The sequence below is a fragment of the Pseudodesulfovibrio senegalensis genome (assembly GCF_008830225.1).
Classification (GTDB): Bacteria; Desulfobacterota; Desulfovibrionia; order Desulfovibrionales; family Desulfovibrionaceae; genus Pseudodesulfovibrio; species Pseudodesulfovibrio senegalensis.
This window is the reverse complement of the sequence record NZ_WAIE01000001.1, coordinates 299,184-321,072: the sequence shown is the minus strand read 5'-3', so window position 1 is coordinate 321,072 and position 21,889 is coordinate 299,184. Positions and strand designations below refer to the sequence as shown.

Below are 21,889 nucleotides of genomic sequence, written 5' to 3'. Positions count from 1 at the left end.
ACGACACGAAAAAAGGACGACTCATCCATGGAATACGATATCTGGATCGCATTGTTTGCACTCATGGGCGTGTTGCTCATCATCCGCACGATCATGAACAAAACCAACAAGCGGACGGTCATGCGCGTGAACCCGGAGACCGTCAAGGCGTCCAAGGACATCATCCTGCGGGTCCTGCCGCTGGTAGAGGACGATTCGGACTCCCTGCGCGGCATCCACGTGCTGCCCTGCGACAAGGAACGCGTCAAGAGCGCGGCCAAGGTCATGGCCTACTGCTTCAACCGCAACAGCCAATACGAAGAACTCGCCCGCGTGCGCCGGTGCTTCGTGAATCTGGCCCGTTTTCAGGACGATACGCTGGACGAGGAAGAACGCGTGCGTCTTGCCGAACGCGAACAGAAACAGCTGACCCGGGAAATCGACACCTATCTGGCCAAACACTTCGGCTGATCAACCGTCATCCGGCCTCTTTTCCCTGCTCCCGCAGGCGGTCGAACTCCCTGCGCAACCGGGCCATGACGTGCTCGTAGCCGCCCGGCGAATGGGGCACCGTGCATCCCGTGCAATCCTTGATGCCCTCGCTGGTCCTGCCCGGGTTGCCACCGCAATCCTCCAGAAAATACAACGGACAAAAACAGAAAAGACAGTTGAATTCTTCCGGGTCAACGCCCTTGTGGCAGGGAAAATACTTGCAATCCCTGTTGCAGAAAAAACGGTGGCTGTTGCTCATGGGCGCCATGTTCCGGCTAGTCGAAGGTTATGGTCGAAGACGGCCTGTCGCAATCCCCTGCCTTGGGGAATTCGTTGAACGGAAACGGTTTGGCGTTTTCATTCAGCGTGGAATAACGCAGCAGCCGGTAGGCAAAGCAGGAAAGGCGGTTGGAAAAACGGCGCAACGGCTCACTGTTTTTGCGGGCGATGAGCATGTACACGAACTGGAAAAGCACGGAAGCCTGCACGAGGAGCCGCACCAGCTCGAACACCAGCAGGCAGACGAGGGTGATCAGAAAACGCTTGAGAATGACAATGCGATCCACGTTGATTTCAATGGGCATGAGATTACTCCCTGTTGGCAATCGTTTTGCGATGTTTGCAACGACCGGGCATGGGCACGACCAATGCAAACAGTATTTCGTTATCGGGCGTGTTGCAACCGTCGTCGTCCGGAAAACGAATCCAAGCGTCCATCCGTCAAACAGGAAAATCAAAGCCCGGACAAAAACTTCACCCACAATTTGCGCGTTCTCGGCCCGTCGAATTCGCAGAAGTAGATCTTCTGCCACGTACCAAGCTGGATGTTCCCGCCTTCCACAATGACAAGCTGATCACAGCCGAACATGGATGACTTGATGTGCGCGTCCGAGTTGCCCTCGGCGTGGTGGTAGTCGCCGCGATGCGGCACCAGTTTGCGCATGTTGACCAGAATGTCGCGCACGACGTCTGGATCAGCTCCTTCATTGATGGTCACGGCCCCGGTGGTATGCGGGCAGTACAGCAGCAGCGCGCCGTCGGACCAGCCGTTTTCGCCGATCATGCGCCGAACCGCGCCCGTAATGTCCACCATCGCCTCGCGGTCATGGGTCTGAACCTGCATGGTCTCCATGAACACTCTCCCTGAAATATCGATTTTGCCGCACTAGCCCCGGCACATGTGCCGGAAATCCGGATCATAGAGTAACGACCTGGCCGAGCCGAAGTCCTCGCCCCCCTGCCCCGGCAGCACCAGAAACACGGTCTGCCGCGTAAAGCCGTTCCTGCGTGCGGTATGTGCCAGCCCATCCAGCGTTGTCTCGGCCATGCGTTGCTCGGACCAGCCCACACGGTAGGCGGCCAGCACCAGCGTGGACCCGGGCATGCCGCCTTCCAGCAACGCGGACTGCACGCCCTCGGGGTCGCCCGCCGAAAGATAGATACACATGGCGGACCGGCTGCGCGCCAGTTCACGCAGATGCTCGCGCTCCGGAACCGGAGTTCTGCCCTCAAGACGCGAAAAAATGAGCGTTTGGGTCACCTCCGGCACGGTGAACGAACGCCCGGCAGCGGCAGCGGCCGCAAATCCGGCCGTGACGCCGGGCACGATCTCCCACGCCACGCCCGCCTCGTCCAACAGTTCGGCCTGTTCGCGCACCGCGCCGTACAAGGCCGGATCGCCCGTATGCACGCGGGCAACCATGCCGCCCGCTGCAACGGTTTCCATGATCAGGGCGTGGGTCTCCCGCAGGTTCAGGGGCGCGGAATTTTCCACGCGCGCGCCCTGCTTTGCGCAGGCCACCACATCCCTGGGCACCAGCGAACCGGCGTAGAGCACCAGATCGGCCTCGGCCACCAACCGCTGGCCGCGCACGGTGATCAGCTCGGGGTCGCCCGGACCGGCTCCTATGAAGTATACTTGCGTCATGTCCATGTCTTACCAGAACTCCTCCCGGATGAGTACACCCACGCCACCCGGATAATTCATCCCTTCGGGGAGCAGGGCGCTGCCCTGCAGCCGCAAGGGACACGTCCCTTGACCCTGTTGTGTCGCGCATCCTGCGGATGCGCGACGGATGATGAAAGGAAAAATAAAACGTTCCTTCAATCCTTACAAACAACTGCGGCCCGTCCTGCACAGGCAGGGCGGGCCGCAGCGATAAAAAGTTTTGGAGGAGGGGTTTGGGGAGGACCCTTTTTCAAAAGGGGCCTCCCCAACTCGTCCTTCTCGAAATACGCTTCTAAAAACCCTCTTCCAGCGGCGGCCAGACAAGGGCGCAACAGGACGGCTCCACATCAGCGCGCGGTGCGTCAGCCAGCGGAATCCCGGCGACCTTCAGATGCACATGGCGTCCCTGAATTTCCAACCGGTCCTGTGCCAGCCAGTTGATGGCCTGCGGAAAAACGCGATGCTCCAGCTTGAGAATCCGCGGCCCGAGCTCGTCACCGTCTTCGCCCGCATTGCAGGGCACGGCGGCCTGAATAATGACCGGACCGTGGTCCATTTCTTCGTCCACGAAATGCACGGTGCACCCGGAAATCTTCACGCCGTAGTCTGCGGCGTCGCCCTGTCCGTGCACGCCCGGAAAACTGGGCAACAGGGCAGGATGAATATTCAGCACCCGGTCCGGAAACGCGGCCAGCAGTTCGTGCGTGACGATGCGCATGAACCCGGCCATGACCACGGCACCATGCGGTGCGCTCACGCCATGGTCGTGAATGGCCTTGACCATGGCACGGTCGAAATCCTCGCGGGTGCGGTAATCCTTGTGCGAAAGCACCAGCGTTGGGATGCCATGGTTGCGGGCGCGCTCCAGCCCGAAGGCCCGTGCACGGTTGGAGACGACCAGCTTTATCTCGGCGTCCAGAACGCCTTCTTCTATCGTGTCGATAATGGACTGGAGGTTGGACCCTCCTCCGGAAACCAGTACGGCTATGGGCAGCGGCATGAGTGCTCCTTCGTCAGGATGCGGCCCTGAACCGCAACCCCGGCTTGGTGATGTCGAACTTGTTCGGCTTCTTTTGCAGGAACTTTTTGACCTTGTCCACATGCCATGGCGCGGGACCAAGGGTTCCGGCCAGCACGTCCCACACATAAAGCACATCGTCGACACGCCGCACGACAAAGAATACCCGCTTCACGAGTTCGCGATGATCCCCGGCCTGCACCACAAATTCCGGAAAAGCCAACACATGCAGAGACGTGTCCGGAACCCGCGAAGCAATACATTCGCCGCCGTACACTTCCGCGCCGTGATGCAAAACAGCACTCACGCCGCCGGAAGCCTCGCCCTTGCAAAGGGTCAATTCCGGCAAGCCGGTTTTATCGAAACGCTCTCCCTTGGCCGGGATGTATTCGTACACACCAAGCCATGCATCGGGAAAACCCCGCGAAGCGTCAAAAACAACCACATCCTCCACCGTGGCCGGCAAACAGCCGCACAGCAAGGCCAAGGCAAGCACTAAAAAGAATCGAAATCTTTTCATATCAGATAATTGCATATTTCAAAAAGTAATGATTCCTACACAGAATCAGCATCATGATGCTTCCAAATCCGGGGGAGCACAAAAGGGGTGGCATTGCGATATCGGTCATACTCCTCGCCGAACCGCGCACGCAGTTCCCGTTCTTCCACAAAACGATGGTACAGCCCGCCGAGCACAAAGGTGAACAGCAGGGCACAGATCCCGGTGACCAGCGAAAACAGGGCCGTCCCCAACCCCAGCACATAAATCATGATCGCCAACTGCATGGGGTTGCGACAATAGCGAAACGGTCCGTGCGTAACCAGTCGTCGCGTCGGCGCCAACGGGGCCGGGGTTCCGTCCGCAGAAAACCACATGACCAGCGATGCCCATGCGGCCAGGGCTATGCCCAGCAAAGCCAGCACCCAGCCAAGAACCGGAATCGGCGTCACGAACACGGCGCGAAAAACCTGCACCAGCCAATGCGAAGCCCAAAGGACCAGCCCGGAAAATACCACCAGGAAAAACGACGCGCCCACGATCAGAACCAGAAACCTGTACTGCGCCGAGCGTTCCCGCTGGCTCAAGGAAACAAGCAGATCAATATACTTCATGGCTGCCTCGCTTGCTTTAAAATAATTATATACATTTCGCATAGCATCATTTCAGGCGCAAACGCCAGCCCTTGCCCGGCGGCACGGTCAAAAAAGCCCGTCCGGCCGCACCGGACGGGCTCACAACTTCATCAGGCTTCGATCAAAACGTCCGTGATCAGTCCTTGAGCAATTCCTCAACCAGTCCGGGAATGGTGTACTCCTCGGGGCGCACGGCTACGGTAAACCCGTATTCATGCACTGTTTTGGAGGTGATCGGCCCGATGGACGCGATCTTCACACCTTCATAGGTCTTGAATTCCTCGGGCGGCATGAGCTCGAAAAAGTTCTGCACCGTGGAGGATGAGGTGAAGGTCACATACTGGACCTTGCCCGCCTTCATGGCCTCGCGCACCGCGTCCACGTCCGAACCGGCCATACGGGTTTCGTACACAGGCAAAACCTGCACGTCGCACCCGGCCTCGCTCAATTTCTCGGGCAGTATCTCCCGGGCCACGCGGGCGCGCGGGATGAGCACCCGGCTGCCCTGAATACCCTTTTTCAACAGGCCGTCCACAACATGCTCGGCCACGTATTTTTCGGGAATGAAATCCGGGTTCACGCCTTTTTCCCGCAAGGCATCCGCCGTGGCCGGGCCGATGGCCGCCACCTGAATGCCCCCGAGAATGCGCGTGTCCAGCCCAACGGTTTCCATCTGTTCCCAAAAGAATTTCACGCCGTTGACCGAGGTGAACACCAGCCAGTCGTACCCGGCCAGACCGAGTATGGCGGTCTCCACATCCGCGTAATCGTCGATGTGCTCAACGGAAATGGTCGGAAATTCATACACGCACGCGCCCTTGGCGCCAAGAATGTCCACAAGCCCGCTGGCCTGCTCACGCGCGCGGGTGACCACGACGCCCTTGCCCAGCAGCGGTTTCTTCTCGAACCAGTTCAATTTGTCGTGCAGGGAGCAGACACCGCCAACAACGATGATGGACGGGGCTTTGAATCCGCGCTCGGCAGCGTCGGCGGCCACGTTTTCCAGCGTGGAGACCATGCTCTGCTGGGTGCAGCGCGTGCCCCAGCGCACCAGCGCCACCGGGGTCTCCGGGGCGCGGCCGTTGTCCATGAGATTCTTGGCGATCATGGGCAGGTTCTTGACGCCCATGTAAAAAACCAGCGTGGAGTTGGACTGGCCGTACACGGCCCAGTTGTGGCCGGATTTCTCCTTGGTGGGGTCTTCATGCCCGGTGATGAAGCAGACCGACGTGGTGTGGTCGCGGTGCGTGACCGGAATACCGGCATACGCGGGCGCGGCAACGCCTGCGGTGATGCCCGGGACCACCTCGAAATCGATGCCCGCTTCCACCAGTTCCTCGGCTTCTTCGCCGCCGCGGCCAAACACGTAGGGATCGCCGCCCTTGAGCCGACAGATGTCCTTGCCCTCGCGCGCCTTTTCAATGATCAACTCGTTGATCTTGTCCTGCGGCAGGGTATGGTCGCCGCCCTTCTTGCCCACATACAGGATTTCACAATCCGGCTTGCACCATTTCAGAAAATCCTTGTTGGCCAGGTAATCGTAGATCATGACATCGCAGGTCTCGATGACCTGCTTGGCGCGAAGAGTCAGAAGGCCCGGATCGCCCGGCCCGGCTCCAACGAGAAAAACTTTGGACATATGTTTGCCTCCGGCGGCCAAGGAACCTTTTGAAAACGGTTCCTTGGAACCTCCAAAACTTTTTATCAGGCACCTTCGGTGCCGCACTCCTCATATCCCCTCACCGCGAAGCAGTACCCAAAAAAATTGGAGGGAGGGGTCCGGTGAGGGGACCTTTTACAAAAGGTCCCCTCACCGGCTCCTGCAATGCCTTTATCCCATGACGCTCCGGAGCCGCTCCTGCAGCTCGGTGAGCTTGGTCTTCTTTTCTTCCATCTCGGCCTGCTTGGCCTTTTCCTTTTCCACCACGTCGGCGGGTGCGTTGTTCACGAACCCGGGGTTGGCGAGCTTCTTGGTCACGCCCACAAGCCCCTTGTCGATCTTGGCCATTTCCTTGTCCAGCCGCGCCAGCTCGGCGTCAAAGTCCACCACGCCTTCAAGGGGCACGTAGATTTCGTTGCCCTGTACCACAGTGGAGCCGGATGCCTTGGGCCCCTGCACGTCCGGGCCGATTTCCACGCTTTCCAGACGGGCCAGCGATTTGATCAAGTCGGCGTTGGCTTCCAGCACGGCCTTGTCCGCATCGCCGGCGGTCTTCACCAGCAGATTCAACCTGCGCGCAGGCTCGATGACCAGCTCGGTGCGGATGTTGCGCACTCCGGAAACAACGCCCATGAACAATTCCATCTCGGCCATGGCCGCGTCGTTGCGCAGGCCGGGCCGCATGTCCGGATACGCCAGGGTGGCGATATCCTCGCTGCGGTCGTCACCTTCGGGCCTCGGCAGCGCGGACCATATCTCCTGCGTGATGAACGGCGTCACCGGATGCAGCATGACCAGCGTTTCGGAAAGAACGGTCCACAGCACGCGCTGGGTCATGGCCTTGGCCTGCTCGTCCTCGCCGTACAGCGCGGGTTTGATCATTTCCAGATACCAGTCGCAGAATTCGGACCAGATGAACTTGTACAGGGTCTGGGCGATCTCGTTGAAACGGTATTCACGCGTGGCGCGGGCCACCTGTTCCTTGACCTCGTCCAGACGATGCAGAATCCACTTGTCCGCAAGGGATTCGGCCTTGGAAACATCGGCGGCGGGAACGGTTTCCGGCAGGTTCATGAGCGCGAACCGGGCCGCGTTCCAAATCTTGTTCATGAAATGCCGATACCCTTCGATGCGCTGTTCCGAGAGCTTGATGTCCCGGCCCATGGCCGCGAACGAGGTCAGGGTGAAACGCAGGGCATCGGCCCCGTATTTGGAAATCATGTCCAGCGGGTCGATGACGTTGCCCGTGGACTTGGACATCTTCTTGCCGTGCTCGTCGCGCACCAACGCATGAATGTACACGTGGTGGAACGGCACTTCCTCCATGAATTCCAGCCCCATCATCATCATGCGCGCCACCCAGAAAAACAGGATGTCGAACCCGGTGACCAGACAGGAGGTGGGGTAATACTTGGCCAGCTCGGCCGTGTCTTCGGGCCAGCCCATGGTGGAAAACGGCCACAGCGCGGACGAGAACCATGTATCCAGAACGTCTTCGTCCTGCACGATGTTTGCGCTGCCGCACTTGGAGCAGGTGGTGGGATCGTCCATCTCCACGATGATCTCGCCGCACTCCTGACAGGTCCACGCGGGAATGCGGTGGCCCCACCATATCTGGCGGGAAATGCACCAGTCGCGAATCTCGTCCAGCCAGTTGTAGTAGGTCTTGCTCCAGCTTTCCGGATAAATCTGCGTACGCTCGGGAACCGCGGCACGCGCCTTTTCGGCCAGCGGCTTCATGGAAACGAACCACTGGGTGGAAACATGCGGCTCGATCACGGACTTGCAGCGGTAGCACACGCCCACCTTGTGGTCGTGCTCGGCCACCTCCACGAGAAGTCCCTGCGCCTCAAGGTCCGCCACAACGGCCTTGCGCGCTTCGTCCTTGTGCATGCCCCGGTATTTTTCCGGGGCGTTCTCGTTCACGTAGCCCTTCTCGTCCAGAATGGGCAGCACCTGCAGATCGTGCTTGCGGCCCAGTTCCCAGTCGTTCATGTCGTGGGCCGGGGTCACTTTGAGACAGCCGGTGCCGAACTCGATGTCCACATAGCGGTCGCCGATGACCGGCAACTCGCGACCCACCAGCGGCAGGATGACCGTGGAACCGATGTATTTGTTGAAACGGTCGTCGTCCGGGTTCACGGCAACGCCCGTGTCGCCCAGCAGGGTTTCGGGGCGCGTGGTGGCGATGATCAGGTCGCCGGAACCGTCGGCCAGCGGGTATTTGATGTGCCAGAGGTTGCCGGGCTTGTCCTCGTGCTCGACTTCGTCGTCGGCAAGGGCGGTGTGGCAGCGGTTGCACCAGTTGATGATGTAGTCGCCCTTGTAGATGAGCCCCTTCCTGTACAGCTCCACAAAAACCTTGCGTACGGCCTTGGCGCGCTGGTCGTCAAAGGTGAACGCCTCGCGGGACCAGTCCACGGACGCGCCCATGCGCCGGATCTGGCTCAGGATATGGTCGCCCTTTTCCTTTTTCCATTCCCAGACGCGCTCGATGAATTTCTCGCGGCCGAGGTCGTCGCGGGTCTTGCCCTCTTCCTTGAGCTGGCGTTCCACCACGTTCTGGGTGGCAATGCCCGCGTGGTCCGTACCCGGAATCCACAGCACGCTTTTGCCCTGCTGACGGTTGAAACGGCAGAGAATATCCTGCAGCGTCAGGTTCAGGGCGTGGCCCATGTGCAATACGCCCGTGACATTGGGCGGCGGGATGACAATGGAATACGGATCATTTCCATCGTTGACATCGGGAGCAAAGGTTTTGTCCTCTTCCCAGTGATTTTCCCATTTTTCTTCAACGTCCCAAGGCTCATACCCCTTGGCCAGCGTCGGTCGACTCATCGATTTCTCCTTGCAAATATCCCTAAAGAACGCCATTTCACTTGAAAACGGCGCCTGAAATTTCCTGTTGCGCTTGCCTCTGCAGGCAGCCCTTGTTAGCGTGCCGAATACCCTCTTTGAGAGATCACGATATGTCAAGCATCCACATATATTGGGACGAATCGCATTTCTGGGGCCTCATGGCCCAGCGGGCACTGAAGCACTGGGGCATTCCCCACCGGCTCGTGCGCGCCGAAGAGATAGCCCAAGGCGCGCTGGCTGGCAAGCTCGACGGGGAAATCCCGCGCGTGCTCTTGGTCCCGGGCGGCCGTGCCCGCGGCAAACGGGACAGGCTCGGCCCGGCCGGAGAACAGGCTCTTTGGCACTATGTGGAAAGCGGCGGCACCTATATCGGCTTTTGCGGCGGCGCAGGCCTGGCCCTGCGCGACAATCTCGGCCTCTGTCCCTGGCGGCGAAGGCCGTTTTCCGACCGGCTGCAACATTTCCTTTCCGGCCACATGCACGTAGACCTCAACGCCGACGATCCGCGCGTTCCCTCCGAGCTGGGCAGCGAAGCGCTGATCCCGGTCTGGTGGCCCGGCCAATTCTACGAGCAGGACAACGGGGTCAAGGTGCTGGCATCCTACCGAACGCCGGGACCGGACTTCTGGGTGGCGGACATCTGCCTCAAGACCCTGCCCAAGGGCACGCTCACGGACTGGGAGAACCTTTACGGCATCCGCCTGAAACCGGACTTCCTGAACGACACCCCCAGCCTGATACGCGGCAATTGCGGCAAGGGCGAATATATCCTCAGCTACGCGCACCTGGAAACACCGGCATCGCCGCAGGCCAACCTTTGGCTGGCCAGCCTGCTGGGCGAACTGCTCGAAATCACCCCGAACACCACGACCCTGCCCGCGTGGGATGTGGCCGGACGGCCCGTGGTGTGGGACAACAGCGTTCTTTCCCAGGCCCGAAGCAGCCTGGAATCCATCATAGAAACCGGCCTGCAGCACTTCCTGCTCTTCTGGCGGACGCCATGGCTGCTGGGCTGGCGCAGAGGCATACCGGGCGCGGGCATCAACAGCCTGTATTCCATGATCTGCGAAGCTCAGGCAGCGCCCCCGACACCGCAGGCCGAACAATTCTGGCAACAGGAATCCGCAAAATTCGAAAAGGCCGTGAAACTGCTCCATGAAGGACTGACCGGTTATCTGCTCGCCGAACGGCTGGCCATGACCGTCTACCACTCCGGCCCCTCCTCCCTTGATCCGGACGTGCTGGCCAACCAACGCGCCGCCCTGTTCGGCAAACCCGCCCACCCGGGCGGCATATACGCAGCCATCGCCAATACGCTGGAAACCCTGCATTGGCATCTTCAGGGTCTACCCTGAACATTTTCCCCACCCTTCCCCATGTTGCACTCAAGAGCGCAAACATGATACAAATGCCATTCGTAGAGGGGATTCCGGGGTTACGATAACGGTAATCAAACAGGCTTTTCCTTTTTTTCCACACAGCGGCACAGCTGTGGAAAAATCTGTTTGGAATGGGGTATTCATGACAGACGAAACCTGCACACCCATTGACGGCCAGGAAGCACGGACTTCCGAAGCCGACGCAAAGTTTCGTTTCTGCCTGTCCGAAGACGGCATGAAGCTGGGCGTCAGCCGCTACCAGCCCCCTTCAAACAACGGCGCTCCCCCCAGCACCGAACTCATCAAAAAACAGGTGGCCGAAGCCGGCGTAACCCTGCCCGTGGACGAAGATGCCGCGCAAAAGGTGCTGGCATGCATTGAATCCGGCAAGGATTTCAAAGGCATCGCACTGGTACGTGGCATCGAGATGCAGGAGCCGCAGGACGCCTCTTTCGAAAAAAAGGGCGATCTGAATTTCCCGGTCTTTCCCGGCGACTGTTTTGCGGTCAAGACCCCGCCCGTGGCGGCCAGAAATGGCCAGACCATCAACGGCGTCGTCACCAAGCCGAAATCCACGAAAAAGCCGAAAGACATCACCATCACGGTCGGGGAAAACTGCGAGTTCAACCCATCGGACGGCTCGTATACCGCCACGGTTTTCGGCATGGCCCGGGTTCGGGACGACAAAATTCAGGTGGACCCGTTGCTGCGCGTGGACAAGGACAACATCACCATCTCCTGTACCATTTTCCATCAGGATTTTTCCGGCAAGCCCATTTCGGTTTCCCAGATCGAAAAAGAGCTGCTGGACCTCGGTGTGGTCATCGACATGGAGCTGGAAGAGATGGACCGCGCCCTGCGCAAGGCCAGCATCGGCAATGAGCCGGTCAAGGACGTGCTCGTGGTGCGGGGCCGCCACCCGGTCAACGGCAAGGACGGCTGGCTGGAATACCTTGTCAGCACCCGGGAGCAGACCGGCACCGAAGACGAGTCCGGCAGGCTCGATTTCAAGGACCGTGGCGCATACCCCTCGGTAGACGAGGGACAAACCGTGGCCCGGCTGCACCCGCCCACCAAGGGTCAGGGCGGCATCGACATCTTCGGCAAGACCGTTCCTGCCAACGAGGGCCGCGAACTTTTTATTCACCTTGGCGAAAACGTCATCCTGCTGGAAGACGAAATAACCTTTCAGGCCACGGCCCGCGGCATTCTGGTCATGGAACGCAACACCCTGTCCGTTTCCGAATGCCTCGTGCTCTCGGGCAACGTGGATATGGGCACGGGCAACGTGCGTGTGGACACGGGGTCCGTGAAGGTGCTGGGCAACGTGCAGGCCGGTTTCGAAGTCCGTGCGCCCAAGCACGTTGTGGTGGGAGGCTCCATTGAAAGCGCCACCGTGGTCACGGGCGGCAACGTGGAGGTTTCCGGCGGCATTCTCATGCCGGACGGCGGACTCGTGGAAGGCGGCGACGTTATCACTTCCTACATGAACAACGGCCGCGTGCTGGCACACGGCAACATCGTCTTCAAGAACGAAATCTCCAATTCCAACATACAGGCCTTCGGCAAGATCATCGCGGAAAAGGGAAAGGGCATCATCCAGGGCGGGACCAGCCTGTGTTCGCGGGGCATGACCGTCAACGAACTCGGCTCCGAACTCGGAGTCAAGACCGTGGTAGGCATTAACCTGAGCACCGAGGACGACCTCGACCTGATCAAGGAACGCAAGCATCTGGTCAAGGAACTCAACAAGATCGACAAGATTCTGGGCAAGGGCGATCCCCGCGACATCCTTACCCGCACCCCGGCCGACAAACGCGAAGCCGTGGTCAAAATCATCAAGCACCGCATGAACGTTTCCAAACGGTACAAAAACGTGACCGAAGAGCTGACCGAAAAGGCCGACATGCGCCAACAGGAACTGGCAGGCATCAGCATCAAGGTCATGCGCACCATTCATGCCGGCGTGATCATCAAGATGGGTGGCCAGACCGTGCAGGTCAAAAAGACCATGGACAGGACACAGATTCACTGGAACCAGGACGAACGAAAAATCAGCTTCGGTCCTCTCTGATACCCTTTTTTCTTGGCCTTCTGTAACCACCTCGTTGCGATGCACGACAAAAGGCACAGGAAAGGGTATTGTTGTTTTCGGCGAATAACCAACCGAAGCGAGAAGGGATGACCGGGAGACACGACCGGAGCGACAGCCAAGCGATTCAGCGCGTTCTGGACGGCGATGTGAATGCATTCGAGGTTCTTGTGAACAGATACCAGAACCACGCGGCACGCATCGTGGGCAACCACGTACCTCACGCCCGGGTCTCCGAGGTTGTGCAGACGGTTTTCATCAATGCCTTTCGTTCGCTCAAGACCTACCGGGGCGACAAACCCTTTCAGAATTGGTTATCAAGAATCAGCGTACGCTGCTGCTATGATTTCTGGCGCGAGGAATACCGCAACCGGGAAACCCCGGTCAGTTCGCTGGCCAAGGAATCGCACGACCTGCTCGAGCACCTCGGCACAGGCCGTGCCCAGGAAGTATTCGAGGCCAAGAGCAGCCACGAAGAGGCCGTCCGCATTCTGGACTGGGCGCTGGAGCAACTTTCGCCCGAAGACAGGATGGTCGTGACCCTCACCTCGCTGGAAGAAAAATCCGTGGCCGAAGCAGCCGAACTGCTCGGCTGGACCAAGGTAAACGTCAAGGTCCGGGCACACCGTGCCCGCAAGAAACTGAAAACCATCATCGAACAGGCAAACTGAATGGAGGGGAGACCATGAAGTTTCAAATGAATGATCTGATGCAGGCCCTCCGGGCCATCCACCGCTCCCGCCCCGAGCCGGAGCACGACCCATGGCTCGCGGGCTCCATCATGGCTGCGGTCAGGGAGCTGGGCCTGCCGCTGGACACCCGGTTCATGCGTCTGGCCCTGCCCATTTCGGCTGTTGCCTGCGTCGGTGCGGCCCTGCTCTTTGCCGTGAGTTCCACCACGCCAAGCGGCTCGGAAGGCCAGCTGATGAGCTATGCCATGGGCGATCCCAGCGGAGTGATCGTTCTTGCCAATTTCGGAATGTAGGTCGGAGGATGCCATGCGCTTGAAATACGGTTGGAAACTCTGGACCGCGGTGGTGCTGCTGTTTTTCGCAGGGGTTCTCGTGGGCGCGAGCGGGGCGCGCTATTACTTTCTTGAAACCCGCCAGTTCATGCAACCGCCGGACTCCCCCGAGCATGTGCGTGAACAGATACTCGACCGCATGGACAGGAAACTGGATTTGCGCCCCGATCAACATGACGCCATTGCGCAGTATATTCAGGAGACAATGGAAAAAGGCCGCCTGATCATGGACCGCTTCGAACCGCAGATGGATGCCAACATCCAGGAGCAGTACCAAAGAATCATGAACGTGCTCGATCCGGACCAGCAACAGGAATTCAAGAAAATGCATCAACGATTCGAGCATCGACGCAAACGATTCCGCAGACCGTTCCATTCCGGCCACAGGCCCGGTCATGGCCCCGGTTCCGGCATGCGCCAGCGGCCCTGCAACTGACCATATTCCCGGCCACGGTCTTCCCCGGCCCGGAATGCGAGCACGCCGCCATCCTATGGCATAAGCTCCGCATCCGGGCCGTTTTCATGGGGATGCCGATTCGTTCATACTGCTGACCGGGCCATTCCTTGCCCTGCATCAAGAAACATCAGGATTCATCAAGATGCCCCGCAGGCGTAACTCTTTCGTGTATGGTGACGACGTCAGTTTGAGAGCGGCGGTCCCTGCCGTCGCTTGCGAACCCACCCTAATCCCTTCTTCCCCGCAGCCCCGCTTTCCTGGCGGGGCTCACTTTTTTGCAGGGCGCACACACCTCCAACGCGGCGCGCAAAAAAATGCACCCAACCTGTAACCGCACCCGAAACAGGCGCGACACAAGTAGTAAGCGATCGCAACAAACCAATCACAAGGAGCACACAATGAAAAAATACCATATCGCCATTCTGGCATCGATTCTCGTTCTGTCATTTGGCAGCCTCGCCTTTGCCCGCCACGGCGGATTCGGCGGCGGCCCCATGGGTGGTCAGGGCGGCCCGGGAATGCATGGTCCCATGATGCTGATCCGCACGCTGGAACGACTTGACCTGACCAAGGTGCAAAAGTCCAAAATCGCCATGCTGCTCAAGACCGACATTGATAAGAACAGCAAGAACGCTGCACCCATGCGGGAAGAAATGCAGGCCCTGCGTCTTGCCGTTCTCGAAGGTGACAAGAACAAGGTGCGCAAGCTCAGCCAGACCATGAGCAAGAAGCACGAGGCCATGATGCTGGACCGTACCCAACTCATGAACAATGTCCGCGCCGTGCTCACCCCTGAACAGTCCAAGCAACTGGTTGAACTGACCAAAATGCGCATGGACTGCTTCAATAACATGCGCAGGAACAACTGCCCGCAGTTCGGCCAGGGTTCCGGTTACGGACAAGGACAAGGCTACGGAAAGGGCTATGGATTCCATGGTCAGGGACAGCGCCGCGGACAGGGAATGGGCTATGCAGGCCAGCGTGATGGCCGCTGCCCCGTGTCCGTGGAAGCATGGATTGACGCCAACATGTAGGCGGCAGCGATAAAACACAAAAAACGGCGCACACCATCCGGTGTGCGCCGTTTTTTGTTCCATGCGAAAGTAATAATCGGGCCTGTATCGGCAAGCCCGACGCCTTGCCATGACAACCCAAAAACAATCCGCAGGCGGACAAGAAAGGTTCGAGGGCAAGGCGCAAAAAAGGGTCAGGGCCGACGCGTACAACACGTACGCGAGGATGTGATACTTTTGCGGCAACGAAGCGATCGGGCCTGTATCGGCAGCCTGCGCCTAGCCCTTGCGGTCAACCAACGCCCCGCCGCCCCAACCGATAAATTCGTCCAATGAACGTTCATCGCTTTCCACCACGTCGAGCAATTGACTGTCCCGTTCCAACTCCAGTTCGGTTCTGGGCGACGGCTTGCCGTAGATGGGGTCGGTAATGGACTCCGGATTGATGAGCAGTGAATCCACGCCCGCGTCCAGAGCGTCCGTGGTCAGGCGCATCCATTCGGGCAAAAGCCCGTCCTCGTCGTCCAGCAACGTGGACTGGACCCGTTCCGCGTCCGCGCCCAGCGCCGTGTAGAAATCGTCGTGCGACAGCCACAAAAGCCCGTCCGTGCCCTCCTGCAGGCCCGCAAAACGGGCATCGGCATCGTGGAGTTCATACGGCTCGCGCCATGTCTCGCCCACGTCCTCGCGCAGCAGTTCCGCGTTGTCCCGCATCACGGAATACACGGCGTTGAACGAGGTCACGATGTCCGAAAGGGAATGTTGCATCTGCTCCATGGAATCCACCACGGCCATGGGCAGGGCCTCGGAAAATCCCTGCTCCACCTCCACGCTCACCCGGCCATAATCCAAATCCACAGGACCGACCGCGCGCGTGAAACGATCGCCGTCCACATGCAGTTCCGAATCCCTGCCGGGCTGGGCCGTGCGCAGGCCGAGCGCTTCCATGGCTCCGCCCGAATCGCCCGCAGTCAGGGACAACCGGTCGCCCAGCTTGGGAGAAAGCGCCTCGAAATACAATCCAGCACCTTCGATGGTTTCACCGGCCACCAACTCGGAAGGCATGTCATAAGTACGAACTCCGGCACTGAAACGATTCTGTGCGGCTCCGGCCGCATCGGCCACCTTGCCCAGCACGTCCTTCCATGTGTCGTCTTCGTTCACGGAAAACGAAAAGCTGCCGGAGCTCTCGCCCATGGCCCAGTTCACGGTGTGCGATCCCTCGGAAATATTCGTGGCCGCGCCGGGGTCGAAAGTGGTGGAAACAAATGCGGTGGGCTTGCCCGGACTCCCGGAAAACAGCGTGTATTCATGCAGGCTGGCCGGATCGGTCGGTACGTTGACTGCGCTCAGGTCAACATGGCGCAACAGCCCTCCCCGGGTGTCGGCCAAGGTGAGGGCCTGTTCCGGGCTGGCCCCGTTCACGGCAATGAGCAGAGACGTGCCCGTGGCGTTCAGATCCGGCACGGCCGTCTTGGGTGCGTCCTGACGCACCACTTCGGCCTGCACCTGCAGGCTGCCGGCGTTCAGGGCCTCGGCAACGCCGTTGAGCAAATCGCCTTCGGTCCAGCCGTCTTCCACGGTCAGGGAGTAGGCTTCGGAGTCGCCGCCCAAACGTGCGGCAAAACGGTAATCCCCGGATTCCAGCCCAACCGGAGCCTCGGCATCGACCCCGCTGGAAAAAAACTTGTAATACCGTTGTGCCTGGCCCTGCGCACGTACGTCTGCTGCCACATGTTCGGCGCGGGCCTTGTCCGGCCTCACCAGACGGCCGCCAAAGACGGGATTGTCCTTGGGCCACTCAAAGGATTCAAGGGAATTTCGGAAGGATTCAAGTCCGGTCTTGAGCCGGTGGGAAAGGGATGACCCGGTCAGGCGGAACAGTGCGTCCAGCCGGGCGTTCTCAAAACGCTCCTGCCAGCCGTCCTTTGCGGCCGGGGCAACAGCCGAAGGCAGGGTGAGGCTCGTGTCACCCGTTTCCGGCAGGCCCAAGGCCCGGTTCGTCACCACTTTCCAATCGCTCACCCGTGTTCTCCCCGCCGCAAGGACGTTCGCTGCCCGGTGCCGGTTCCGGATACCGGACACGCTCGAGACAAAGCCCCTGCGCCGGAGCCGTTCCCGGTGCAGCGGTTCTGTCCTTTCCCTTCAGTATTGATCGGACATCGGCGAGAGAAACTTTACCGCGGCCCACAGCCACGAGACAGCCCATGATGTTGCGCACCATCTGCTTGAGAAAACCGTTGGCGGAAAAACGCCAGACGACCTCATGGACGCAGACGCCGGGTGCCGGTTCTGCCTGCGTCATGGTGCGCACGGTGTCGGCCACCGGGGTTCCGGTGTTCTGGAAACAGGCAAAATCGTGGGTTCCCAAAAGGATTTCGGCGGCTTCAACCATGACGGACTGATTCACAGGGCCGCAGACCCAGACAAAATGCCGCCGCTGGGGGAGCAGAAAACCGGGCTCGAGCCACAGGGTGTAGGCGTAGGTTTTGGAAAGCGCGGAATACCGGGCATGAAAATCCGGGGAGGTCAGACAGCAGTCGAGAACGGAAACATCGTCGGGCAAAAGCGCGTTCAGGGCACGTTGCCAGGGAACCCGAGCCCGCGCCCGGGGCACGTCGAAATGACAGACCTGATCAAGGGCATGCACCCCGCTGTCCGTACGACCCGATCCATGCACGCGCACATGGGTTCCGGCTATGCGGGCAATGGCCTCTTCCAGCACGCCCTGCACCGTTCGCTGGGCCGGTTGAATCTGCCAGCCGCAAAAGCCGGTTCCGTCGTAAGCGATGCGCAGTCGGATGCGGTTCACGTCCTATTGGTCCTCAAAGGGAATCTGGAGTCGGGTCAGGGCCTCGGAGAACTGGGCCGCTTTCTTTGCTTCCACGAACGTCAGGATTTCACCGGCAGTTCTGCCCCGCATGCCCGACAAAACCTTGACGGCCAGCTTCTGGTCCATGCTCTCAAGAATTTCGGCAGCCTTTTTGGCCTTGGTGCTGGAAAGCATATCGATGAGTTGCTTGACCTTCTTGTCCTTGGTGTCCTTGGCCTCGGCAAGCATCTGCTTGATTTCGTCGCGCAGCTTGGTCAACCGCTTGGTTTCGGCCTCGATAAACGCCTTGAGCTCTTCGTTGTTGCGCTGCTCAATGGCCACCTTCTCCTGCAATTTCTTGAGGGCCTTCCAATCGTCGGGCAAATTATTGGCATCGGGGTTGGCCGCACTCTCCTGCGGAGCCGGGGATTCATCGGAAGCCTGTTGCTGTGCGGTTTCGGGCGCGTTTTTTTCTTCTTCCTGCGCCATGGCCTCGGCGGGTTTGGCCATGTCGAGGGCGGAATCCGGCAGCACGGCCTGCGCCACCTCGAGTGTCACGGAATCGACGCTCAGCATGCCGAACACGGCGAGCTTCAAAAGGGCCAAAAAGACGAGACTCAGCAGGATTCTAGATATCTTCACGTTCATACCGAAGTGTTGCCATTTCGTCGTTTTCCTTTTGTTCCCGGTAGCTTGCCTCTTCATTGTGCTTCCTTGCCTGATTGTCCTTGAGCTTTTCCAACAGCTTTCGATCTCGGGATCGCCGTACCGCTTCCTCCCGAGCCTTTTGCAATTTGGAGGCCAACTCACGCAGCCGCACCCGCGCTGCGGCCAGATCATGCTCCAGCGCGGTCCGGTACTGCCGCCAGAGCCACATGTCGTCCGTATTTTTCGTGGCCTCGGACTGCTTTTGCATGTGGGCTTCAAGACTGGCCGTGAGCGAACGCACCGCCTGTTCCTGCTCGTCGTGGGCGTCCTGTGCACGGCTCAAGACCAGACGTGCCTGTTCCTCGAGCTGGGAACGGTAGTCCAGCACTTTTTCAAGCTTGAAACGAAACGGCTTCATACGGAATCAATGCCATGAACCGGCACGCCGGGCAAGTCAGCCCTTGTTGTTCACGGCTCCGGCCATGCCGCAATATCCTTTTGTCCTGGCCTCGTCGAGCCAGCGCCAGAACATGCACTGGCTCACCAGACAGGTCTTCATCTTGTCGTCGCGGGTCTTGAGCATGGGACAGAACTTGAACTTGGCTTCGTTTTCGGAAAGGACCATGAGAACCTCCGCTGGGTTGGTATAAAAAAAAACGGCGTGCCGTTTTCGGCACGCCGCAGAGTGTAACACTATCACCAATCGTGTCTAGCCGCCAACGGCCGCTTCTTCCCGGTCGGCAACAGGCGCGGCAGTCTCAACCTTGCCCTGCTCCAGGGTCTGTGCATTGCCGTCTTCGGATTCCGGGGTCACGGTTTCAGGCGCGTCCGGCTCGATGGACAGTCCGCACATGTCCACATAGGTCTTCATGCCCAACAGGCATTTGAGCTTCTGCAACACGAGCACGCCGACGCGTTCGCGCCGGTCCAGCACGTCGGCATAGCCGCCGTCCTTGAGCACCTTGGCGAATTCCTTTTTCTGAAGCGCCTTGACGTTCTTGTTCATGAATTCGAAGGTACGGGCATAGACCCGGATCTTGTCATCCACAAACTCGTCAGGCATGGCGTTGATATCCGTGACCATGTCGGCCAGCTCTTCGCTGGGCGGCAACCGGTCGGATTCGAGCACGGCCTTGAAGCTCTCGGAAAAACGCACGCTGCCCTCAAAGATATGCTTGCGCATGACCACGTTCAGCCCGCTCCAACCGGCCTTGAGCCACTTGAAGAGCACGTCGCGGGTCCAGCCGCCTTCCTTTTCCACAAATACCTGCACCGAACAGGACGAATACATATAGGTATCCATCCAGCTGAGCAGGCCGCGGTCCAGCCCTTCAATGCCGGAATAGAAATAGGTCCATGTGGCGTCGTTGACGATGGCTCCCTTGCGTCCCACATCGGATTCGCCGTCCTGGTCCGTAACCGAGATGAGCACGTTTTTGCCGTTGTGGTTGAGCAGGATGACCAGACGATGCAGGTCATAGAGATAATATGCCCCGGCAAAGGAATCGGGCGTATTGCTCTCGAACTCCTTGCCCCAGAGCACCACGGGTTCGTTGAGCGACCCCAGCTTGTCCCAGAGGCCTTCGTCAAGCTTGAGGATGTCGCTGCCTTCCCTCCAGCCGCTCAGGCGCAAAACGCTGGGCACGATCACGTAGTTGGGAATCTTCGGGTTGTAGAGGTACTTGAGCACGCGCTCAAGATCGCAATCGATGTCCATGCGCAGGATGGCTCCGCGCCCGCCCCTGCGTTTGGGTTCAAGGTCCTTGGGGTCCTCGTCGCAGTTATCCACGAAATCGATCATGGGAGCCACCCGGGCAGGGTCGAACGCGCCTCCCCGGTTGTGGATCAACTCAAAAAGATAGGCAAAGCTGTCCTCGATCTCCTGAGGAAGGGGATCCCCGTCACGCTTGATTTTAACATCGCGCGGTTCGGCCTCGGCAAACGGAGCCCCGGCCAAAGGCACTGCAAACAACATAAAAATCGCCAGCAACACTGCGGTGCTTTTGAAACGGACAACCATAATATTCATTTTCATCAATCATTCCTGTGCTGAAAAAAAGAAATACTCTGCACTTGCGTGCTCATCTGGGCATCAACCCCGTTCAATAGGCGTTGCAAGGCACGGTTGGCAAGGATTTTTCACTCGAATCCGCAGCGAAACATCCATGCTCGCCCCTTTGTCATGCCATGCCCGCACATCCCCATGATGTTATTTTCGGCCAAAATCCAGAAGATCGGCCCGGGCAAGGGCCTTGCGGCCGAACCGCTGCCGTATGACGTCCACGGCCTCGTCCAACCGGGGGGACGCTTCGGGAGCAGGCTCGTCCAGCAGGGAAAGCTGCCGGGGCCGGGCGTTGAAATTGGAAACGCCCACACCGATGAGCCGCACGGCACGATGCAGATTGACCTTGTCCAGCAGCCGGACAGCGGTCTCGAAAATCACGGCGGTCTCACAGGTGGGCGCATCAAGGCTGTGGCTGCGCGTTATCTGGCTGAAATCGGAGAACTTGACCTTGAGAGTCACGGTCCTGCCCTTGTAGCCGTGCCTGCGCAAATCCTCACCCACACGCTCGGACTGCCCCAGCAGCCATGTGCGCAGGGATTCCCGGTCCGAAAGGTCGCGGTCGAAGGTATTCTCCGCACTGCACGACTTGGCTCCCTCCGACGGCTGCACGCCCGCCGGGTCAATGCCGCTGGCCTTGTCGAACAGGATGCCCCCGGACTTGCCGAGGCGCTGTTCCCAGTATTCGCGCGGGTGCGAAAGCATGTCTCCGGCCCGGTAGACCCCGAGCCGCTTCAGGGCCGCATGCGTGGTTTTGCCCACGCCCGGAATCTTGCGGATGTCCAACGACTGCAAAAAATCCTGCACCTGTTCCGGCCGGATGATGCTCAGGCCATCCGGCTTGTCCAGGTCAGAGGCGATCTTGGCCAAAAAACGCAACGGCGCGGCCCCCACGGAACACGTCAGCCCCGTTTCCTCGGCAACCCGCAGCTTGATGGCCCGGCCCATGTCCTCCACCGGGCCGAATAGCCGTTCCGAGCCGGTGGCGTCCACATAGGCCTCATCCACGCTGGCCTGTTCCACCAGCGGCGAAAAGTCATGCAATACAGCCATGACCTGCCGCGAAAGCTCCTTGTAGCGATGCATCCTGCCCGGCACGAAAATGCCGTGGGGACACAACTGGCGAGCCTTGACCACGCTCATGGCCGAACGCACCCCGAATTTCCTGATTTCATAGGATGCCGCGGAAATCACGCCCCGGTCGCTGGTGCCGCCCACGGCAACGGGTTTGCCCCGCAGTTCCGGGTTGTCCAGCTGTTCCACGGAAGCGAAGAACGCATCCATGTCGATGTGCATGATCCAACGCTGCATG

The 21,889-nt window shown here is 59.5% G+C and carries 23 protein-coding genes; 7 read left to right on the top strand and 16 right to left on the bottom strand.

Translation table 11 applies throughout. The features are described from left to right. The first annotated feature begins 27 nt into the window (after window positions 1-27). On the top strand, window positions 28-450 hold the full coding sequence (locus tag F8A88_RS01465; protein WP_151149167.1) for a hypothetical protein: 423 nt from the start codon (window positions 28-30) through the stop codon (window positions 448-450). Window positions 451-457: 7 nt separating this feature from the next. On the opposite strand, the gene F8A88_RS01460 is transcribed toward F8A88_RS01465, so the two are convergent. The 9 genes from F8A88_RS01460 to F8A88_RS01420 all read right to left on the bottom strand — a co-directional run bounded on the left by F8A88_RS01460 (window position 458) and on the right by F8A88_RS01420 (window position 9,069). Further along, complete coding sequence (locus F8A88_RS01460; protein ID WP_151149165.1) at window positions 458-730, bottom strand: cysteine-rich small domain-containing protein; 273 nt, start codon at window positions 728-730, stop codon at window positions 458-460. Window positions 731-746: 16 nt separating this feature from the next. Beyond that, window positions 747-1,055, bottom strand: coding sequence for a DUF4389 domain-containing protein (locus F8A88_RS01455; RefSeq protein WP_151149163.1), 309 nt, complete (start codon window positions 1,053-1,055; stop codon window positions 747-749). Between the two features lie 149 nt (window positions 1,056-1,204). Then, window positions 1,205-1,603, bottom strand: coding sequence for a secondary thiamine-phosphate synthase enzyme YjbQ (locus F8A88_RS01450; RefSeq protein WP_151149161.1), 399 nt, complete (start codon window positions 1,601-1,603; stop codon window positions 1,205-1,207). A gap of 33 nt (window positions 1,604-1,636) precedes the next feature. After that, entirely contained in the window at window positions 1,637-2,398 is a 762-nt protein-coding gene (cobM, locus tag F8A88_RS01445; protein WP_151150217.1) for a precorrin-4 C(11)-methyltransferase, read from the bottom strand. 313 nt (window positions 2,399-2,711) lie between these two features. Beyond that, complete coding sequence (purN, locus tag F8A88_RS01440; protein ID WP_151149159.1) at window positions 2,712-3,419, bottom strand: phosphoribosylglycinamide formyltransferase; 708 nt, start codon at window positions 3,417-3,419, stop codon at window positions 2,712-2,714. A gap of 13 nt (window positions 3,420-3,432) precedes the next feature. Beyond that, complete coding sequence (locus tag F8A88_RS01435; RefSeq protein WP_151149157.1) at window positions 3,433-3,957, bottom strand: hypothetical protein; 525 nt, start codon at window positions 3,955-3,957, stop codon at window positions 3,433-3,435. A 35-nt stretch (window positions 3,958-3,992) separates the two neighbouring features. Further along, the gene (locus tag F8A88_RS01430) at window positions 3,993-4,550 is read right to left on the bottom strand and encodes a methyltransferase family protein (RefSeq protein ID WP_161598300.1); all 558 of its coding nucleotides are present in this window, start codon (window positions 4,548-4,550) and stop codon (window positions 3,993-3,995) included. Between the two features lie 157 nt (window positions 4,551-4,707). Further along, entirely contained in the window at window positions 4,708-6,210 is a 1,503-nt protein-coding gene (gene cobA, locus F8A88_RS01425) for a uroporphyrinogen-III C-methyltransferase (RefSeq protein WP_151149155.1), read from the bottom strand. A 192-nt stretch (window positions 6,211-6,402) separates the two neighbouring features. Further along, a complete protein-coding gene (locus tag F8A88_RS01420; protein ID WP_151149153.1) occupies window positions 6,403-9,069 on the bottom strand; it encodes a valine--tRNA ligase in 2,667 nt (888 codons plus the stop codon). 131 nt (window positions 9,070-9,200) lie between these two features. Between F8A88_RS01420 and F8A88_RS01415 the strand changes: the two genes are divergently transcribed. The 6 genes from F8A88_RS01415 (at window position 9,201) to F8A88_RS01390 (ending at window position 15,076) form a co-directional block, all read left to right on the top strand. After that, complete coding sequence (locus F8A88_RS01415) at window positions 9,201-10,445, top strand: BPL-N domain-containing protein (RefSeq protein WP_151149151.1); 1,245 nt, start codon at window positions 9,201-9,203, stop codon at window positions 10,443-10,445. A 166-nt stretch (window positions 10,446-10,611) separates the two neighbouring features. Beyond that, complete coding sequence (locus tag F8A88_RS01410; protein WP_151149149.1) at window positions 10,612-12,543, top strand: FapA family protein; 1,932 nt, start codon at window positions 10,612-10,614, stop codon at window positions 12,541-12,543. 107 nt (window positions 12,544-12,650) lie between these two features. Then, window positions 12,651-13,232: an RNA polymerase sigma factor gene (locus F8A88_RS01405; protein WP_151149147.1), complete on the top strand. Its 582-nt coding sequence runs from the start codon at window positions 12,651-12,653 to the stop codon at window positions 13,230-13,232. A gap of 14 nt (window positions 13,233-13,246) precedes the next feature. After that, window positions 13,247-13,546, top strand: coding sequence for a hypothetical protein (locus tag F8A88_RS01400; RefSeq protein ID WP_151149146.1), 300 nt, complete (start codon window positions 13,247-13,249; stop codon window positions 13,544-13,546). Between the two features lie 13 nt (window positions 13,547-13,559). Continuing rightward, complete coding sequence (locus F8A88_RS01395; RefSeq protein WP_151149145.1) at window positions 13,560-14,021, top strand: hypothetical protein; 462 nt, start codon at window positions 13,560-13,562, stop codon at window positions 14,019-14,021. A gap of 419 nt (window positions 14,022-14,440) precedes the next feature. Further along, window positions 14,441-15,076 carry a Spy/CpxP family protein refolding chaperone gene (locus tag F8A88_RS01390; protein ID WP_161598299.1) on the top strand — a complete coding sequence of 212 codons (636 nt, stop codon included), beginning with the start codon at window positions 14,441-14,443 and terminating at the stop codon, window positions 15,074-15,076. Window positions 15,077-15,334: 258 nt separating this feature from the next. On the opposite strand, the gene F8A88_RS01385 is transcribed toward F8A88_RS01390, so the two are convergent. From F8A88_RS01385 to F8A88_RS01360, 7 genes are all read right to left on the bottom strand, one after another. Further along, a complete protein-coding gene (locus tag F8A88_RS01385) occupies window positions 15,335-17,080 on the bottom strand; it encodes a hypothetical protein (protein WP_151149143.1) in 1,746 nt (581 codons plus the stop codon). Continuing rightward, window positions 17,025-17,867, bottom strand: a complete 843-nt coding sequence (truA, locus tag F8A88_RS01380) for a tRNA pseudouridine(38-40) synthase TruA (protein WP_151149142.1) — start codon at window positions 17,865-17,867, stop codon at window positions 17,025-17,027. Before truA ends, F8A88_RS01385 begins: the two co-directional genes overlap by 56 nt. A gap of 3 nt (window positions 17,868-17,870) precedes the next feature. After that, entirely contained in the window at window positions 17,871-18,515 is a 645-nt protein-coding gene (locus F8A88_RS01375; RefSeq protein ID WP_151149141.1) for a MotE family protein, read from the bottom strand. Next, window positions 18,496-18,933, bottom strand: a complete 438-nt coding sequence (fliJ, locus tag F8A88_RS01370; RefSeq protein WP_151149140.1) for a flagellar export protein FliJ — start codon at window positions 18,931-18,933, stop codon at window positions 18,496-18,498. The genes F8A88_RS01375 and fliJ overlap by 20 nt, the downstream gene beginning before the upstream one ends. A gap of 36 nt (window positions 18,934-18,969) precedes the next feature. Next, window positions 18,970-19,140, bottom strand: coding sequence for a hypothetical protein (locus F8A88_RS15820; protein WP_170283763.1), 171 nt, complete (start codon window positions 19,138-19,140; stop codon window positions 18,970-18,972). Window positions 19,141-19,224: 84 nt separating this feature from the next. Further along, complete coding sequence (locus F8A88_RS01365; RefSeq protein WP_151149139.1) at window positions 19,225-20,550, bottom strand: hypothetical protein; 1,326 nt, start codon at window positions 20,548-20,550, stop codon at window positions 19,225-19,227. A 174-nt stretch (window positions 20,551-20,724) separates the two neighbouring features. Next, window positions 20,725-21,888: a DNA polymerase IV gene (locus F8A88_RS01360; RefSeq protein ID WP_151149138.1), complete on the bottom strand. Its 1,164-nt coding sequence runs from the start codon at window positions 21,886-21,888 to the stop codon at window positions 20,725-20,727. Window position 21,889: the final 1 nt, after the last annotated feature.

Bases quoted from the DNA above. Each gene is read 5' to 3' on its own strand.
- F8A88_RS01465 (WP_151149167.1), top strand. From the start codon at position 28: ATGGAATACGATATCTGGATCGCATTGTTTGCACTCATGGGCGTGTTG.
- F8A88_RS01460 (WP_151149165.1), bottom strand. From the start codon at position 730: ATGAGCAACAGCCACCGTTTTTTCTGCAACAGGGATTGCAAGTATTTT.
- F8A88_RS01455 (WP_151149163.1), bottom strand. From the start codon at position 1,055: ATGCCCATTGAAATCAACGTGGATCGCATTGTCATTCTCAAGCGTTTT.
- F8A88_RS01450 (WP_151149161.1), bottom strand. From the start codon at position 1,603: ATGGAGACCATGCAGGTTCAGACCCATGACCGCGAGGCGATGGTGGAC.
- cobM (WP_151150217.1), bottom strand. From the start codon at position 2,398: ATGACGCAAGTATACTTCATAGGAGCCGGTCCGGGCGACCCCGAGCTG.
- purN (WP_151149159.1), bottom strand. From the start codon at position 3,419: ATGCCGCTGCCCATAGCCGTACTGGTTTCCGGAGGAGGGTCCAACCTC.
- F8A88_RS01435 (WP_151149157.1), bottom strand. From the start codon at position 3,957: ATGAAAAGATTTCGATTCTTTTTAGTGCTTGCCTTGGCCTTGCTGTGC.
- F8A88_RS01430 (WP_161598300.1), bottom strand. From the start codon at position 4,550: ATGAAGTATATTGATCTGCTTGTTTCCTTGAGCCAGCGGGAACGCTCG.
- cobA (WP_151149155.1), bottom strand. From the start codon at position 6,210: ATGTCCAAAGTTTTTCTCGTTGGAGCCGGGCCGGGCGATCCGGGCCTT.
- F8A88_RS01420 (WP_151149153.1), bottom strand. From the start codon at position 9,069: ATGAGTCGACCGACGCTGGCCAAGGGGTATGAGCCTTGGGACGTTGAA.
- F8A88_RS01415 (WP_151149151.1), top strand. From the start codon at position 9,201: ATGTCAAGCATCCACATATATTGGGACGAATCGCATTTCTGGGGCCTC.
- F8A88_RS01410 (WP_151149149.1), top strand. From the start codon at position 10,612: ATGACAGACGAAACCTGCACACCCATTGACGGCCAGGAAGCACGGACT.
- F8A88_RS01405 (WP_151149147.1), top strand. From the start codon at position 12,651: ATGACCGGGAGACACGACCGGAGCGACAGCCAAGCGATTCAGCGCGTT.
- F8A88_RS01400 (WP_151149146.1), top strand. From the start codon at position 13,247: ATGAAGTTTCAAATGAATGATCTGATGCAGGCCCTCCGGGCCATCCAC.
- F8A88_RS01395 (WP_151149145.1), top strand. From the start codon at position 13,560: ATGCGCTTGAAATACGGTTGGAAACTCTGGACCGCGGTGGTGCTGCTG.
- F8A88_RS01390 (WP_161598299.1), top strand. From the start codon at position 14,441: ATGAAAAAATACCATATCGCCATTCTGGCATCGATTCTCGTTCTGTCA.
- F8A88_RS01375 (WP_151149141.1), bottom strand. From the start codon at position 18,515: ATGAACGTGAAGATATCTAGAATCCTGCTGAGTCTCGTCTTTTTGGCC.
- fliJ (WP_151149140.1), bottom strand. From the start codon at position 18,933: ATGAAGCCGTTTCGTTTCAAGCTTGAAAAAGTGCTGGACTACCGTTCC.
- F8A88_RS15820 (WP_170283763.1), bottom strand. From the start codon at position 19,140: ATGGTCCTTTCCGAAAACGAAGCCAAGTTCAAGTTCTGTCCCATGCTC.
- F8A88_RS01365 (WP_151149139.1), bottom strand. From the start codon at position 20,550: ATGAAAATGAATATTATGGTTGTCCGTTTCAAAAGCACCGCAGTGTTG.
- F8A88_RS01360 (WP_151149138.1), bottom strand. From the start codon at position 21,888: ATGCAGCGTTGGATCATGCACATCGACATGGATGCGTTCTTCGCTTCC.